This window comes from Pseudomonas umsongensis, assembly GCF_012647205.1.
GTDB lineage: Bacteria > Pseudomonadota > Gammaproteobacteria > Pseudomonadales > Pseudomonadaceae > Aquipseudomonas > Aquipseudomonas umsongensis.
Genome location: NZ_CP051487.1, coordinates 4,231,822 through 4,247,806 on the forward strand (window position 1 = coordinate 4,231,822; position 15,985 = coordinate 4,247,806).

The following is a 15,985-nucleotide window of genomic DNA, read 5'->3' on the forward strand; positions in this document are numbered from 1 at the left end:
TGCTCGCGATAAACCTGAGAACACCACGGGGTGTCAGACATCACGCGGTATCGTTCACGTCCATCGCGAGCAGGCTCGCTCCTACAGGGGGGGTCACAGGTTTACAGGTCCTTGCCGGGAACGTTACGGGCCGAACCGTTACGCCGATCCGACTCCCCCCAACCCAGCCAGTGCGAAGGCTCGCGGGTATCGCCAACTCGGCGCCAGCGCCCTTCCTGTTGCGCCGTGACCGGGAAACCGCCAACGAAGTCGATCATTTCGCCCTTCTCGTCAGGCAGGAACTCCCACTCTTCCTTGCCTTCCAGCACGATTTTGGCCGACTTCAAGAAGTAGCTACCGTCCTTGTGCTCGGTGTGCCCTTCGATATCGGTGGTGACCCGCACCTCGCCTTTTTCATTGTTGAAAATGGCGTAACCCAGGTGGTCGTGACCGACCATGAAAGAACCGGTATCCCACGTGCCGTCTTTATAAACGGTGACAAAGGACCACCAGATCACATGCTTGTTGTTGTTCACCACCAGGTCTTTCTTGAAGTGGATGGCGCCGCCTTCAGCCATGTAGAACTGGTCCAGCGCCATGGCGCCTTTTACTGGACGACCCTCGCAGACACCGGCGATATCCCACAACTGTGAAACGTAGAAGGTGCCCCACTCCACACCCGGCAAGTACCACTGCAAACCCGGTCCGAGCAGACGACCTTCGAGGTGAAACAAGCCTTCTTCTTTCCAGGTCAGGCGTTCACTGCTGGCCGTGATTTCCCAGCCATTACCGGCTTCACCCGGTTGGCTGGCCCAGCGTGCGGTATCACCTTCCAGGCTATGCACAGGCAGTGGCGTCAGCGCCTGGCGGGTCATTTTTTCGTGGTCCATGCGCAGGTGGACGTTGTCGACATGGTTGTTCAGGTAGTAGAACTTGGTCGGGTTCGGCGTGCCATTGGGCGCCATCAGCGACCGCACGAATGAATAGATGTTGCCCTGCTCATCGCGCACCGAGCCGAACGGCGAGCTCTTGCTCAAATGCAGGCCGAAGAAGCCGCGCTCGGCAGACATCGAAGCGCCAGTGACCTTGTGCGGCCCGACCAGTTGCTGGAAGCCGAAATCACCGCGTTCTGGAATGGTTTTGAACGTTCTCATACTGCCCTCTGTTGTTTTTATCAAGGCCTGGAAACGGATTTGAATCGTGGTTCAGTCCCAGATCACCGGGAGCGTCGACACGCCACGCAGCTGTGCACCGCCGATCTGCGGTACGGGCTGGGTCGGGTCGAGACGCAAGTTGGGGAACAGATCGAGAATCGCGTTGACCGCGCAGCTGATCTCGACCTTGGCAACGAACTGACCGATGCACATGTGCGGGCCAAAACCAAAACCAAAGGATGGTTTAGGCTTGCGGTCGATATCGAAGATATCCGGGTTTTCAAACGCATCTTCGTCGCGGTTGGCAGACACCACCATGCACTGGACGAATGAGCCCTTGGGAATCTTCACACCGTGAAATTCCACTTCCTTGGCGGTTTCGCGCACCTTGAAGGTGGCCACCGGTTCAAAACGGGTAGTTTCGTCCATCAGCTTGCCGATCAGCGAGCGGTCGGCCTTGACCCGTTCGAGCAACCCGGGCGTTGTGAGCAACAAGGTCATCACCGAGCCGAACATGCGCGTGGTGGTTTCCCCGGCCGCCGGCAACAACGAGCGGGTGAAGGTGATCACTTCATGGTCGTCCAGCGTGCGCCCTTCGTACTCCGCGCGCAGCAAACGACCGACCACGTCATCGCCCTGGCTGCCCTCGGCGCGACGTTGCACCACGACCTCGGCCAGTGCGTCGTAAAGACCCTTGACGGCGATGCCGGCCTGACGCCGCGCTTCGACCATCTTGTTCGGATCAATCTGGTTGCCGCCGACAATGGCCAAGGCCCAGGCCGCATATTGCTTGTACTTGGACGGTTCATCCGAGGGGAAGCCCATCAAGGCGTACATGATGCGAATCGGCAGCTCGAGGCCGAACTTCATCAGGTCGGCCTTCTTTGCCGGCAACATTGGCTGGATGTACTCTTCGCGGATCACCTGGTCGATCTGCGGGCGCCACTTGTTCACGGTCTCTGGCATGAATGCCGGTTGCAGCAAGGCGCGCACCTTGCGGTGTTCGTCACCGTCCATGGCCAGAATGATCAAGCCATCGAAAAACGCGCCCAGGCCTTCAGCAATAAAGCCGCTGGTGTAAGTCGCACCATCGCGCAGAACGGTCATCACGTCCTGGTATTTGAACAAGGCGAAGGTCGGGCGAGTGCCCTGCTGGGTACCGGCATTGGTTGGCACCCCGAATTGAGTAATGAAATCGCCTTCATAGATGGGTGACTTCAACCGTTGCTCGCGGCACACCGCATGAATATCCAGGTCAGTGCCGCGATACATTTCCGATACGGCGGAATACGCGGTGGCCAGGTCCAGTGCTGCGCTTTCGTTGCTCATCAGGTTCTCCTGTCTTGTTTTTATTGCTCTTGCACACCAAGATTGCCCGGCTGCCAATCCATGGTATGCGGTTGTGTCTGCACCGGTACTGCGCTTCGTTTGACTCTGGGTCAAACGATGGCGCCCGGGTATATGCTTCAAGGTGTGACCCCATTCAACAGGAGGAGTACGAGGTGGCGGTGAAGGCAGGAGAAGGTGGCGAACAGGGCAAACGCAATACGATGAATCGCCTGCTCGCTGCTGCGCGCGTGGAGTTCGCCAAAAAAGGCCTCGCCGGTGCGCGCGTGGAAGAAATTGCCCGGGATGCCGGGGTCACCAAGCAACTGGTCTACCACTACTACAACTCCAAGGAGGGGCTGTTTGTCGCGGTACTGGATGAATCTTCGGACAACATCATGTCGGAGCTGGTCAACCTCAAGGTTGAAGAGCTGCCACCGCCTCAGGCGATGCGCACCGTGCTCAATCACTTCTTCGACCAATACCGGTTTGACCCCTTCCTCGGCAGCCTGGCGCTGGAAGGCATTCGCTACCACGACACCCACGAAACACCGCGTAACCATTTTCTTGAAATGGCCCCGAAGCTGATCGCCAAGCTCGACGCGATCCTGGTCCGTGGGGCCGCCAGTGGTGATTTTCGTGCGGACATAAACCCGCGCCTGTTGCTGGCCAGCGCATCGCTGGTGACCACAGGCTGGTTCACCAACCGCTACTCCATGTCTGCACTGGCCGGCTTGGATACCGACTCGGCAGAAGGCATGGCCACCTGGCGCCAGTACTCGGCGGATTTTGTCCTGGCGAGTATTTCGTTGGGTGCAAAAAAAAACGCTGACAGCGTTTAACGACTATCAGCGCGTTGCATAAACACGATCTCTTTGTGGGAGCGAGCCGCCTGACACTCCGCCTTCGCGAGCAGGCTCGCTCCCACAGGTTTTATCTATCGACGGCTCAGTTGCCTTTTTTACTCAAGTACTTGCTCACCCGCTTGGCCGCCAACCGCCCTGCCATGCCGTTGACCCCACCGCCCGGATGTATGCCGGCGCTGCCAAAATACAGCCCGGCCACCGGTAAGGTATCGCCGCCCAAACCGTACGCCGGGCGCATGGTGCTCGAACGCATGGAAGTGGTGTCGATATGCACCACGCAGCCATTCACCGTGTTCAAGCGCGCGGTAAAGTCCGGGGCGGCCTCGATGTGACGGCCAATCACCTGCCCTTCGATCCCTTCAATGTAGTCATACAGCTGTTCTTGCACTCGGTCGGCTACCCGTTCACGCAATGCGTCCCAGCCTTCGTTAGGGTTAACCGGCATCACCGGCGGGTAGATGTACAACACGTCTTGACCGGCCGGCGCTTGTGAAGGGTCGGCGGCGCTCGGGGCGGCCACGGTGATGTAGGGCAACTTCGGTACCTCGCCTCGGGCGCAAGCGGCGAAGTTTTCCAGCACCGCCTCTTCGGTGCCGATCAACATTACGGTTTTACGCAGATCCACACCGTCGCCGCGAATGGCAGCAAAACGTGGCACGGAAATCTGCCCGCGCAAGGCAAGATCCACCTTCAGTGGTCCCGAGCCCTTGCCGTTGGCTGGTGCCATGGCGATGCGGGTGAGCAGGTGTTGGGGAATTTCACCACGGGTGACCATATCCAGCGCAGGCTTGGGGTGACAGCCGGCAATCACCGCACGGGCCATGAACTGGCGACCATCAGCCAGTTTCACCCCTTTTATCCGGCCATCCTTGGCCACGATTTCACTGACGCTGGCCGACACCAGCACCTGACCGCCCAGCTCTTCCAGACGCGCCTGCATGGCGTTGCTCAACTGCTGCATGCCACCCAGGACCCGACCCACACCAAAACGATGGAGGAAACCGAGCAAGGCGTAATAAATGCCACCGCCATCGGCGCTGATATCACCCGCCAGACCGGTCAGTGCACACATCGCGGAAATGGTCACCGGATGCTCGAAGCGCTCACGCGCGGCCTGCAGCGCGGACCCGGTCATCAGCGCCATCAGTTCGGGCTTCAAGGCTTTGTGTTTGATCGCGGTGCCGAGCATCTTCAGCTTCACACCCAGGTTGGTCTTCGCCGGGTCGACGCGCATCATCGGCAGCGCAATGTCGAGGAACATGTCGATGACCTTCATGAACTCAAGAAACGCCGCGGCGTCCTTGCTGCTGAAGCGACGAATCTCGGCAGCGGTTTTCTCACGGTCACGCCAGAAAATCAGCGACTGACCATCCGGATGCAAATACACATACCCCGGCGCGAGCTCCACCGATTTGAAACCGTGGCGCTCCAGCCCGAGTTCCGCCGGCACGTGGGAATGCACACGCATCGACATCATGTCCAGGGCACAGGGGTGGACCAGATGCTGCGGCGCTTCGGGTATCAGATAGCCCGATGACGCCATGCCGCCGACCTTGTCCAACGCTTCGAGCACCAGCACTTTCTTGCCTTCCATGCCCAGGTAACAGCCAGCCGAAAGGCCATTGGTGCCACCGCCGACGACGATCACATCGAAGTCGGTGTTTCCCGCTTTGTGGTTCTGATTCATCACTTGCTTCCATGACGTAATTCAACCACGGCGGCGCGCGGCGGCTGTGGTGGCGAAGTACAACCCCAGCGCACCGGACGGTGCACCGAGGCAAAGGTTACATGCCGGTGCGACCCATCTGCGCGAACAACGCGCGCATCGCAACCAGGGATGGCGTGTGGCTGCTGAAACCACCGTCGGCGACCAGAGTGGTACCCGTGACGAAGGAGGATTCGTCACTGGCCAGGAACGCCACCACATCGGCGATCTGCCGAGGTGTACCCAGCTCGGCGGTGCAGTGGTTGTCGCGCAGGATGTCGAGCAAGGGTTCAGGCATGGCGTGTTCCGAAGGCGCCAGGCCGATCTGCACGGCATTGCCGCGAATGCCTTGCTTGCCGTACTGCGAGGCCACCATGCGTGGCAGCATCATCAGCCCCGCCTTGGAAGTGGCGTAGCCGGTCAGGGACATATCGCCCTGCATGCCCAGACCCGAGGTGGCGAAGATGATCGAGCCCTTGCCGTTCTCCAGCATGACCGGAATCACATGCTTGGTGCACAGCACGGCGCCACGCAGGTTGACCGCGATGGCGCGGTCCCAGGCCTGCATGTCGAGGTTGACGAAATCACGGTCCAGCTGGCGTTGCTCGGCATTCAGGATCGCCGCGTTGTTGTGCAAGATGTCGATACGGCCAAAACGCTCTTTCACCTGGGCAACCATTGCCCGCACGTCGTCTTCCGAGGACACATCGGTGGCAATCGCCAAAGCCTGATGGCCCTCGGCGACCAACGATTGGGCAACGGCTGTCGCCCCCTCGAAATTGATATCGATTACGGCAATACTCGCGCCATGGGATGCCAGTACCCGTGCGCATTCGGCGCCCAGGCCGCCACCGGAGCCGGTAATAATGGCCACTCGTCCTGCCAGTTTTCCTGTACTCATGCCCTTATCCTTTTTGTTTTAGGGAGTGGCGCTTTATTCGCCGGTAAAACGCGGTTCGCGCCGTTCGCTGAAGGCCTGGGCCGCTTCGCGGGCGTCCTTGGTCGGGGCCAACAAGGCGAACAGATCAAGCTCCAGGTCCAGGCCACGCTTGAGATCCATTTCCAGTGCCGCCCGCGCAGCCTGTTTGACAAAGGCCGACGCGGTGGGTGGTTTGCTGGCGATGCGCTGGGCAAAAGCCCGCACTTCTTGCACAAGGTTGGCACTGTCACTGGCCAGTCGACTGACCAGACCAATGCGCTGCGCCTGCTCGGCGCCCACCCTGTCACCGGTGAGCAACATGTCCAGTGCCTGACCCGGTGCCACCACTCGGGAGAGTCGTTGCGTGCCGCCGCCACCGGGGATCAGCCCCAGACCGGTTTCTGGCAGGGCGAACACGGCATCGGGAGCGGCGAAACGGATGTCACACGCCAGCACCAATTCCAGCCCGCCACCCATGCAGTAGCCATGAATGGCGGCGATCACCGGTTTGGTGATGCCGTCCAGGGTTTCGATCCAGCGTACGTTTTCCATGCGCTGGCGAACTTGCAAGCTGGACTCTGGGCCGCGGCGTTCCTTGATATCGGCGCCCGCACAAAAGCCCCGTTCGCCTTCCCCGCGAATCACGATCACGCGAATGTCCGGATCCTGCTGCAACAACGCCAGTGCCTGCGGTACGCCCTGGCGGATCTCGTCGTTGATGGCGTTGATCTGTCGGGGACGGGTCAGTACCACCCAGCCCACCATGGCATCGCGCTCCAGGCGCACAGCCTCGTTGATCAGCACGGGGAGTTGCGGATTTTGCGCTGTGCTCATGCAGGGCACTCCTCGAACTCGAAGACCTGACCATTGAGTTCTTGTGGATCGATCTTGATCAATGGACGACCGCCAACGGCCTCCGAGGATTCGATCCACTGGAACCGCGTGCCGCGTGCGCGCAGATCTTCGGCCTTGGCGGCCAGGTCGTTGACGCCGATACGGATGTAGTACGGCCCCGGGCCCCAGTTGTTGACGTAGTGGCCGGCGTCGGTGTTCCAGTAGGTCGCCTCGAGTACATCGAGGGTTGCACTGTTAGGCACGGTGAACCCCATGCGCGCACGGCGGTAGCCTTCGCTGCGGATGTTCTCCACCGGCCCGCTCGGTTCCCAGTCGAGGTTGGTCGACACCTTGCGCAGGGTTTCGTCGAGGTCACGGACCAGGAAGCCACGGGCCGTCACGCGTACCATGTCGCCGGGTTTGAGATCGCGTGGTTGCACCGGTGGCAACTGGTAGGTTTCCGGCGGCATCTGCAATGGCTCGGTCGGCATGATTTCAATGCAAAGGCCACCGTCCACGGATGGCTGGTAGTACGGCTGCTCGGGAGTCGCACCGAGCCACAGGCGGTCGAACGGCATTTCCGGGGTGCGCTGTGCCATGCGGAACGGCAAGCGCCGGCGCATCAGTTTGTCCACCAGTGCGTCGAACTTGTCCCCGTGCAGGGCCAGCACGATGGAGTGAGTGATCATCGGCCGATGATGCCCCTGGAAATCTTTCAGGCTTTCCAGAAAGTCATGGAACAGCGGATCGCCGGGGTTCGGTCGATCCAGGTGCCACTGCGGTTCGATGCGTGTTGGCGACACCGCCAGGGATTTGTGTACCCGCAGAAAATGCGCGATGTACGGGTGATTGTCGAACGCCTGGCGCCAGCGTTCGTGCTTGTAGATCCCGAGCTTGTCGACCAACATTTCCGTCATGCCGTCCGGGTCCGGAACCATCATGTCGGCACTCATCAGTAACTCGAACATACTTCTCTCCTTGCAATTGCCAGCCTGGGCCTGTGCCCGGCTATTAGTCAGCGGGCACGCCGGGGTAAGGCGAGCTCAGTCAATGAGTGGGTCGGTGCGCCGGCTGCGGGCTTACGCGGTTCCTGCTGCGCGCGGGCGTCTTCGAGGTCCAGGGTCACTCCGGCCTTGGAGTTGCCCTTGGGATTGAGCAGGTAATGCGACAGGGCCGGGATCAACACCAGTGCACCGAGCATGTTCCACAGGAACATGAAGGTCAGCAGAATGCCCATGTCGGCCTGGAACTTGATCGGCGACCAGGCCCAGGTAATCACCCCGGCGGCCATGGTCAGGCCCACCAGTGCAACCACACGGCCGGTGAAGTCCAGCGAGCGGCGATAAGCCACCGCCAGGCTGCCACCACGCTCCTGCACCGCCAGTTGCACACTGAGCAGATACAGCGCGTAGTCCACACCGACACCGACCCCCACGGCGATCACCGGCAAGGTGGCCACCTTGAGGCCGATGCCCAGCCAGACCATCAGTGCCTTGCAGATAATCGTGGTCATCAGCAGCGGAATCAGCGCCACCAAGGTTGCGCGCCAGCTGCGGAAGGTCAGCAGGCAGAGCAACGCCGTGGCGCCATACACCGCCAGGTACATGGTGATGATGCCCTTCTCGACTTCGATATTGGTGGCGGCCTCGATGCCGGCATTGCCCGCGGCCAGGAGGAATTCCACCGGCTGTTCAGCGCCGACGACACTGTTGTTTTCCTTGGCGAATTCTTCTGAGACCTGCAACACCCGGCTCAGGGTGTCGGCCTTGTGGTCGGCCAGATAAGCAATCATCGGGGTCACCGAGCACTGCTGGTTGGTGATCCCCGGGGCGGAAATCATCGCTGCATCCACCGCCGAGTTGGTGATCGCCTGGTCACGGCTGATGCTCAGCCATTTCGGGCTGCCTTCGGCCATGCCGGAGCTGATCATCCGTACGGTTTCGGCCAGCGACTGGGTGGTTTGTACACCTGGTGTCTGACGCAGGCGCCAGGCCAGCTTGTCCATGCTTTGCAGCGACTGGTACAGGCGGCAGCTGTCTTCGTTGGTCTTCATGATGACCACGAACTGGTCACTGGAAAGCCCGTAATGGCTGGTGATGTAGGCGTTATCGCGGTTGTAGCGCGAATCCGCACGCAGCTCCGGTGCACCGGGGTCCAGGTCACCGACCTTGAGGTGCATCATCACCACACTGCCCGCCAGGGTCACCAGCAGCGACACGGCGATCACCGCGGTGGCCATCGGCCGTTCGGTGAAGCGGTCGAGGCCGCTCCACAGACGCCCTAGGAAACCTTTGTTTTCTGCGCCGGCCTGGTCTTTGGCGATGGCGATACGCGCGGCTTTTTTACTGACACCGAGGTACGACAGCGCCACCGGAATCAGCAGCAACTTGGTGAAAATCAGCACGGCGACACCGATGCTGGTGGTCAGTGCCAGGTCGCGGATCACCGGAATATCGATGATCACCAGCACGGCAAAACCAACGATATTGGTCAGCAGTGCGGTAAGGCCCGTGAGGAACAAACGGCGGAAGGTATAGCGCGCGGCAATGTATTTATGGGTGCCACGGCCAATGTCCTGAAGGATGCCGTTCATCTTCTGCGTGCCATGGGAAATGCCGATGGCAAAAATCAGGAACGGCACCAGGATCGAGTACGGGTCCAGCTCGTAGCCGAGGATTTGCATCAAGCCCAGCAGCCACACCACGCCCGCCACTGCCACGCTTACCAGCAACAAAGTGCTGCGCAGGCAACGGGTGTAGAAATAGACGAACAGCCCGGCGATCACCACGGAAGCGCCAAAGAACAGCATCACCGAATACAGGCCGTCGATCAGGTCGCCGACCAGCTTGCTGAAGCCGACGATGTGGATGCCGACCTTGTCGCTTTCCAGTGAGCGAATCTGTGCTTCCAGTTGCTTGGAGAAATCCCCGTAGTCCAGTGGTTTACCGGTCTGCGGATTGGTATCGAGCAGCGGCGCGACAATCATGCTCGACTGGCTGTCGTTGGCCACCAGGTTGCCGACAATGCCGGCGCGCATGATGTTGCGGCGCAGGGCCTTGATCGACTTGTCGCTGCCGTCGTAATCCGAAGGCATCACCGCACCGCCATCGATGCCCTCCTCCGTCACTTCTTTCCAGCGGACGATGGGCATCCACAGCGACTTCATCCAGGAACGGTCGATACCCGGGATGAGGTACAGGGTGTCGTTGACCTTCTGCAGCGCCAGCAAGTAGTCGGCGTCGTAGATATCACCGGTCTTGTTTTCGACCACCACGCGAATGCTGTTACCCAACCCCGGAAGCTGGTCTTTATAGGCCAGGTAATTCTTGATGTAGGGGCTGGAGCTGGGGATCATTTTCTCGAAACTGGCATTCACTTGCAGCCGTGTAGCAAAGAAGCCCAACACCACGGTGGCGAGCAAGCAGGCAATGACGACCAACATGCGATGCCGGAAAATCACCCGTTCAAACCAGCCTCCGGAGCTCTTGTCAAAGTCCTCCAGGTTGGCAATCACTGGCATCCCGCTGTTGAATTTTTGCTCGACCATTTTTTCTTTCTCGTAGGGGAATCGTGCCGACGGCGTCAGTTGGCCTGGGCGATATCGATGACCTTGGCGCCGCTAAAGCGCGTGACAACCAGGCTCCCAGCCTGGTTGGTGGCACTGGCTGCATAAACCTCACCCATTCGCGCATCCGCCAGCGGCGTGACTTGCAAACTCTGGCGATCAACGCTGACCAGTTGCCCGCCCTGGCTCACGACGATCAAGGCGTTGCCCTGCTCGACGATGCTGACCAGACTGCTATTGAGGTTGGTTTCCACGGCCTGCCATTGCTGCCCGTCATCGCGGCTGGCGAACAGATTGCCGCGCAGCCCGTAAGCCAGCAGCAAATGATCGTAGGCGCGGACGCCGAAGTAGGTGCCGGTGTAGGGCGTTTCGATTTTCACGAAACGTTGTTGCTGACGATCCAGGCGCATCAACAGCCCCTGTTCGCCGCTGATATAGAAAGTGCCCGCTTGCTGAGCCAGGCCATACAGGTGCATGCGCCGCTCATTGTCACTGCGCTCGATCCACGGCTCCCAGTTCTGGCCGTTGTCAGTGCTGTGCAACAACAGCCCGAAGGCACCCACGGCAAAGCCGTTGCCTTGTTCATCGAACATCACATCCAGAAAGGGTGCGGCCAATACGCCCGGGGTCGCCGAGGTACCGGCGGCCATTGCCACTTCCCTGACTACCAGGGCCGCGGATTCGTCGCCTTTTTCGGACCGCGGACCGTAGTAGGCATTAAGCAGTGTTAACAGGCGGCGCCCGTCGAGCTGCACTTGCCAGCTGTGACCGCCATCAGTGGTGTGCAGCACCAGGGCATCGTGACCGACGATCCAGCCATTTCGCTCATCGCGAAACCGCACTTGCACCAGATCGCTGGACACCGGACTGTCGACCTGCTGCCAGGTTCGTCCCGCGTCGGTGGAGCGCTGGATCAATCCGTGGAGACCGACGCTGATCATCGCATCGCCAGCCCTGGCGACCGACAACAAGGGTGCGGGCTTCCGCTCGTCCACCCGTTGCGCCGGTACGTCCAGCGTATCGGTGGAAGGCGCAGCCGCGCAATAAGCAGGCATCGCCACCAACGAACTGACACCTACGGTCAACGCAACCGCAAGCAGTAGGCGCGACTTGGAAAAAAGAACAGAAGCAGGGCAAGGGCTAATCATTATTTTTATTCCTTAACCATCCCGCATGGCAGAACCCACCTGTTCTACCCGCCAGGCTTGATGCGCAAACCGACGGGCAGGACAGGCGACTCACATCAGCGTTGAGTGACCCGGGCTACGATGGCTTCAGGGTTCATGTCGCGCTCGCTGAGCGGTTTGTCATAGAACTTGTAACCACCTTTGAGCCCATCGTTGAGCAACGCGTACATGCCTTTGTTGAAGTCATAAACGACGTTTTTCACGTTGTAGGGAATGTTCTTGTCGTAGAGCTGTACGCCACTGAGGAAGATCGAGCGATACAACGCGCCGCTCTTGTCCCAGGCGTCATACAGGCCTACACCGAAGGTGTCTTCATCCAGGTAATAGGTACGTTTGCTGTAGACGTGGCGCATGCCCGGCTTCAACGTCGCCTCCACGACCCACACCCGATGCAGCTCCCAACGCTCGTTGGCCGGGTTGGCGTGGTGCGGCATGAACTGATCTTCCTGCTTGGTACCGAAGTAGAACTTGTAGGCGTTGTACGGAATGTACATCTCTTTTTTGCCGACCAGTTTGTAGTCGAACCGATCCTGGCTGCCGGAGAACATTTGCAGCTCATCGAACAGTGTCACACCGCCCTGACTGGCCACAGGCGTATCGAAGGCGAACTCTGGCGCCAGCTTGACGCGACGCTGACCCGGGGAGTAGCTGAAGGAACGACGAGCCTTGGCCTGTGGGTCGAGGAAGTCGGTGAGCACCACGACTTCACCGGAGCGGCGCGCCGGATAGTCATTGCGCGAGAACACTCGGGCATACATCAGTGAATCACGATCGGCCTGGGAGACCTGGTAGTACGGTGTCTCTTCGAAGGTCGCTTGCTCAGCGGTCTTAGTGATCGAGCCATTGGCGTCCACCACCCAGCTGTTCGAAGAGGAAGTGGTTGAGTAACCGGTGCCGATCTTGTAGCGCACCTGCTGGTTCCACATCACTTCGTTGCCGGTCTTCGGGATCGGGAACGGCAAGCCGCCACGGCAGGACGGATCGACCGCCAGGCCGTCTTTCTGAATCGTGCAACTGCTGGCGTTGCGGACGGTGGCATCCAGCACGGCCTGGGGATAGGCGGTCGTACGGTGGCTTGGATAAATGTCGATGTAATACGTCGGGTACTTCTTGATGAGGGTTTTTTGCCCTTCACTGAGCTTGTCCGCGTACTTGTCGACGTTTTTGGCATCGATACGAAATAGTGGTTTTTCATCCTTGAACGGATCGACCCAGAACCCGCTGTCGGGTACGAAGCCGGCCGGTGCCTTGGTCAGGCCACCGTCATAGGCAGGGATGGTGCCCTCGGCGTTACCCGCCTTGATCGCCCCGAACGGGGTGAGGCTTTTGCCCAGTTCGGAAGCGTCACCGCCTGCCGCCAGGGTGTAGGTCGCCATGCTCATCAGGGCAATGGATAAGGCAAGTTGTCGTTTCATGAACACATTCTCCGATTCTTGTTGGATTTATCAGAAGGAGGTCTTGAAGGTAAATGCCAGCCAGCCGCGGTCGGTACCACCGACCGGACCGTTACCGGCTACAGTGCCGTTGGCCAGATGCTTGGGTTGGGCCTTGGTGTCTGCGTAACGCAAGCCGAACTCATAGAGTTGGGCATAAGTGGCCTTCAGGCCGACTGAGTAGGACAGCGCGCCTTCGTTACCGCCACCGGCAGTCGGGGCGTTGCCATGCAGGCCGTAGTTGACAGTCATTGGGACATCCAGGTCCCAGGAAGGCAGGACCTGAATGTACTGTGGCGTGTAGTTGACGGCAACTGCGTAGTAGTTCTTCGACGAGCAACCATCGGACTCATCGCCGGAGCCGGGGCTGCGAGGGTTTCTGGCATCGGTACAAGCATTCTCGCCAACCCCTTTGTACAACTCTTCGTGCTCGGTCACCCGATCCAGATGGCTGTACGCGAATTCACCAACCAGCGTGCCGTTGTTCGAAATAAAGTTACGCGGCACGCCGTAAACAGCGTTGGCAATGAAGTGGATGGTGTCACCGCGAGGACCTTCATCGTCCAGGGCACTGACGCCGGTGGCATTCAATGCGCCGTTCATCCGATAGGACAATTCGGTACCGACCGCCACAGTGTTGAAGACCCGGGCGAAGCTGAGGCCCGCGAGCTTCACGCCACGTGGGTAAATCACCCGATAGGAGCCCGCTGCTGCCTTGATTTCCGGGGCCAGCCAAGGCTGGTAATCGTCGAACTGACGGTAGTAGGCGCCGAAGGTCGATTCGATTTCTTCGACGTTGAGTTTGCCCATCACGCCCCAGTTCTTGCCATCACGCCCGAATTTCGAATCCTGACGTTGCAGGGTCGAGCCGTTGGCGGCCAACGGTAGCTGGTCCGGGCCTTCGAACAATGGGTCGGCACCACCAAAGTACGTGCCCCCGTAAGGTATGCGAGTCGGTTCCCATTCGTAGAAATACTGAGCGGCAACAGAGAGATGGTCGGTGAGTTGCGCCTTGGCCGATATTTGCCCGACTGGCAGGAACACTTCCTTGGTTTCGATACCAGGACTGGTCGAGGCTTTCACGCCATCACTTGGCGCCTGGGAATAAGACACGGCATGCGCGCCGATGAGCAGGCCCTCACCCCAGTAGTTGGTGTGGCGACCGGCTTTCACGTTGACCGGTATTTCGCCGACGTTGAAGTTTTTCCAGAGGAACGCATCGAGAATTTCGCCCGAAGGACCGTTCATGTAGCGGTCCACTTCACCGCTGTACTTGTTGTTGTGGTAGCTGGTCGCGAACCCTGGAATGTTGCTGTGGACTTTGTCGTCATCGTAGGCCTGGTCATACCAGCCGGCAGCACTGAGACGAGCACCCCAATCGTTGAGATAGGAAAAATCGAACTCACTAAACAGATCGAGACGATTTGTCACGATCTCGTTTCTATCGAACTTGCCGTCCGACTCGTCGTAGTTCGGCGTATTCATGATGTGGCTGTCTTGACTGTCGGTCCGCATCCCCAGGTTGTAACGGACCGTATTGTCCCAACGCACGCGGTAGTCTGGGTTCGACATGTCGAACGAGGCCGCCATCAAACCCTGTGCACTGCCAACCATCAACAGTGTCAGAGCACCTTGAGTCAGCACCCGCCGACCCTGTTTGGTCTTCTCTTTCATACACACTACCTTTTATTTTTATTTTCTGACGTTAAGTGCGTTCAAACAGTCATTCCAGCGATCTGCGAAACCCCACAGGATCGATGCATGTCCCGCCTGGACAGTCCGCTCGAGAGGCCTGGCACGCATCCAGGACCACGTTCCTCTTCAGCTGAAAGCCACCGTAACGGATCACAATGGAAAATTCCACATAAAGATTGCAGTTCTCTATTCAGAATTTCAACCTCGATTCCTTGGCTACCTATTTCAGCCAACGGCGTCGTCAGGGACAATACTGCACACAAAACACATAAACGTTCAAATAATCTTTGACGATTGACCTCTTTGGGCTTTCAATAGCCCGGGCACACCCCCTGAATACGGGGCGTTCGGCAGGAAAACCCGCAAATGAACCGGCAGAAAAAAAACAACAGGAGCCAGCATGAACATTGATTTGAGTGCAAAGCGCGTGATTATCACGGGCGCTTCCCGGGGCATCGGCCTGGCCATCGCCCGGGCTTTCGCGGCTGAAGGGGCACGGGTAGCGATCTGCGCCCGCAGTGAGGCAGCCGTCCGCGAGGTCGGTGCGCAGCTCGCGGAACACGCCCAGGCGGTCATTGCCCGAGCGGTTGACGTGACCGACAGTGAGGGAGTCAAGGCTTTCGTCGCCGAAGTTGCACACGCCTGGGGCGGTGTCGATGTGCTGGTCAACAATGCGGGTCAAGGACGTGGCGGTAATCTCGATACGCTGACGCCGGAGGCCATTCTCGAACATGCCAACATCCTGCAGATGGGGCATTTTCGTTTCGTCCAGGCCGTGGTGCCGTTCATGCGTGAACAGCGTTGGGGGCGAATCATCGAAATCAACGCCCTGGCCGGCGCAATTCCGACGCCAGACGGCATTCCTTCGGTGATCAACCGCGCGTCGTGCATCGCCCTCTCCCGCTCGCTGGGCATGTCCCTGCCCAAGGACAATATCCTGGTCAACAGCCTGAACATGGGCTGGATCGATACCGGCCAGTGGGACCGTCATTACAAAGAGATGGGGCCGGGCGTGAGTCGCGAGGAGTTCGACGCCATGGTGATGAAAGTCGTGCCGCTCGGACGCTACGGCAAGCCTGAAGACGTTGCCGGCATGGCGCTGTTCCTGGCCAGCGAATATGCCAGCTTCATCAGCGCTGCCTCGATCGACATAGCCGGCGGCATGGGTGGGCAGATTGCTTACTTCCCGACGCTCAAGCGCGACTTTGCCGCTGCCATTGCCGCGCGTAACGCTGCCAGCGAATAACGCGCACACGCAGTCCGGCATTCACTGATCGCCGCGAAAGCGGCCTGGGTCCCGGTGCGCCCGGCGCACCCTCAAC

General features: G+C 59.4%; 12 protein-coding genes. 2 read left to right on the forward strand and 10 right to left on the reverse strand.

Annotated elements, in window-relative coordinates:
* Positions 1-101 precede the first annotated feature (101 nt).
* Both HGP31_RS19060 and HGP31_RS19065 read right to left on the reverse strand, forming a co-directional pair.
* Positions 102-1,133, reverse strand: a complete 1,032-nt coding sequence (locus HGP31_RS19060; RefSeq protein WP_168758419.1) for a hypothetical protein — start codon at positions 1,131-1,133, stop codon at positions 102-104.
* A gap of 51 nt (positions 1,134-1,184) precedes the next feature.
* Entirely contained in the window at positions 1,185-2,462 is a 1,278-nt protein-coding gene (locus HGP31_RS19065; protein WP_205896177.1) for a cytochrome P450, read from the reverse strand.
* A gap of 173 nt (positions 2,463-2,635) precedes the next feature.
* Here HGP31_RS19065 and HGP31_RS19070 point away from each other — a divergent pair, with 173 nt between their 5' ends.
* Entirely contained in the window at positions 2,636-3,301 is a 666-nt protein-coding gene (locus tag HGP31_RS19070) for a TetR/AcrR family transcriptional regulator (RefSeq protein WP_020798228.1), read from the forward strand.
* Between the two features lie 106 nt (positions 3,302-3,407).
* Here HGP31_RS19070 and HGP31_RS19075 read toward each other — a convergent pair whose 3' ends face one another.
* The 8 genes from HGP31_RS19075 to HGP31_RS19110 all read right to left on the reverse strand — a co-directional run bounded on the left by HGP31_RS19075 (position 3,408) and on the right by HGP31_RS19110 (position 14,642).
* Complete coding sequence (locus HGP31_RS19075) at positions 3,408-5,012, reverse strand: phytoene desaturase family protein (protein ID WP_168758420.1); 1,605 nt, start codon at positions 5,010-5,012, stop codon at positions 3,408-3,410.
* Positions 5,013-5,109: 97 nt separating this feature from the next.
* Positions 5,110-5,931 (reverse strand): SDR family NAD(P)-dependent oxidoreductase, encoded by an 822-nt coding sequence (locus tag HGP31_RS19080; protein WP_020798230.1) that lies wholly within the window; start codon positions 5,929-5,931, stop codon positions 5,110-5,112.
* Positions 5,932-5,964: 33 nt separating this feature from the next.
* Positions 5,965-6,783, reverse strand: coding sequence for an enoyl-CoA hydratase/isomerase family protein (locus tag HGP31_RS19085; RefSeq protein ID WP_020798231.1), 819 nt, complete (start codon positions 6,781-6,783; stop codon positions 5,965-5,967).
* Entirely contained in the window at positions 6,780-7,751 is a 972-nt protein-coding gene (locus HGP31_RS19090) for a VOC family protein (protein WP_057715112.1), read from the reverse strand. Before HGP31_RS19090 ends, HGP31_RS19085 begins: the two co-directional genes overlap by 4 nt.
* Before the next feature lie 47 nt (positions 7,752-7,798).
* A complete protein-coding gene (locus HGP31_RS19095; RefSeq protein ID WP_020798233.1) occupies positions 7,799-10,330 on the reverse strand; it encodes an efflux RND transporter permease subunit in 2,532 nt (843 codons plus the stop codon).
* A 35-nt stretch (positions 10,331-10,365) separates the two neighbouring features.
* The gene (locus HGP31_RS19100; RefSeq protein ID WP_168758421.1) at positions 10,366-11,496 is read right to left on the reverse strand and encodes a YCF48-related protein; all 1,131 of its coding nucleotides are present in this window, start codon (positions 11,494-11,496) and stop codon (positions 10,366-10,368) included.
* 95 nt (positions 11,497-11,591) lie between these two features.
* On the reverse strand, positions 11,592-12,950 hold the full coding sequence (locus HGP31_RS19105) for a DUF1329 domain-containing protein (RefSeq protein ID WP_020798235.1): 1,359 nt from the start codon (positions 12,948-12,950) through the stop codon (positions 11,592-11,594).
* A gap of 30 nt (positions 12,951-12,980) precedes the next feature.
* A complete protein-coding gene (locus HGP31_RS19110; protein WP_020798236.1) occupies positions 12,981-14,642 on the reverse strand; it encodes a DUF1302 domain-containing protein in 1,662 nt (553 codons plus the stop codon).
* Positions 14,643-15,063: 421 nt separating this feature from the next.
* Here HGP31_RS19110 and HGP31_RS19115 point away from each other — a divergent pair, with 421 nt between their 5' ends.
* Positions 15,064-15,909 (forward strand): SDR family oxidoreductase, encoded by an 846-nt coding sequence (locus tag HGP31_RS19115; protein ID WP_057715116.1) that lies wholly within the window; start codon positions 15,064-15,066, stop codon positions 15,907-15,909.
* Positions 15,910-15,985 lie beyond the last annotated feature (76 nt).

Bases quoted from the DNA above. Each gene is read 5' to 3' on its own strand.
- HGP31_RS19115 (WP_057715116.1), top strand. From the start codon at position 15,064: ATGAACATTGATTTGAGTGCAAAGCGCGTGATTATCACGGGCGCTTCC.
- HGP31_RS19090 (WP_057715112.1), bottom strand. From the start codon at position 7,751: ATGTTCGAGTTACTGATGAGTGCCGACATGATGGTTCCGGACCCGGAC.
- HGP31_RS19105 (WP_020798235.1), bottom strand. From the start codon at position 12,950: ATGAAACGACAACTTGCCTTATCCATTGCCCTGATGAGCATGGCGACC.
- HGP31_RS19075 (WP_168758420.1), bottom strand. From the start codon at position 5,012: ATGAATCAGAACCACAAAGCGGGAAACACCGACTTCGATGTGATCGTC.
- HGP31_RS19080 (WP_020798230.1), bottom strand. From the start codon at position 5,931: ATGAGTACAGGAAAACTGGCAGGACGAGTGGCCATTATTACCGGCTCC.
- HGP31_RS19060 (WP_168758419.1), bottom strand. From the start codon at position 1,133: ATGAGAACGTTCAAAACCATTCCAGAACGCGGTGATTTCGGCTTCCAG.
- HGP31_RS19085 (WP_020798231.1), bottom strand. From the start codon at position 6,783: ATGAGCACAGCGCAAAATCCGCAACTCCCCGTGCTGATCAACGAGGCT.
- HGP31_RS19065 (WP_205896177.1), bottom strand. From the start codon at position 2,462: ATGAGCAACGAAAGCGCAGCACTGGACCTGGCCACCGCGTATTCCGCC.
- HGP31_RS19100 (WP_168758421.1), bottom strand. From the start codon at position 11,496: ATGATTAGCCCTTGCCCTGCTTCTGTTCTTTTTTCCAAGTCGCGCCTA.
- HGP31_RS19110 (WP_020798236.1), bottom strand. From the start codon at position 14,642: ATGAAAGAGAAGACCAAACAGGGTCGGCGGGTGCTGACTCAAGGTGCT.
- HGP31_RS19095 (WP_020798233.1), bottom strand. From the start codon at position 10,330: ATGGTCGAGCAAAAATTCAACAGCGGGATGCCAGTGATTGCCAACCTG.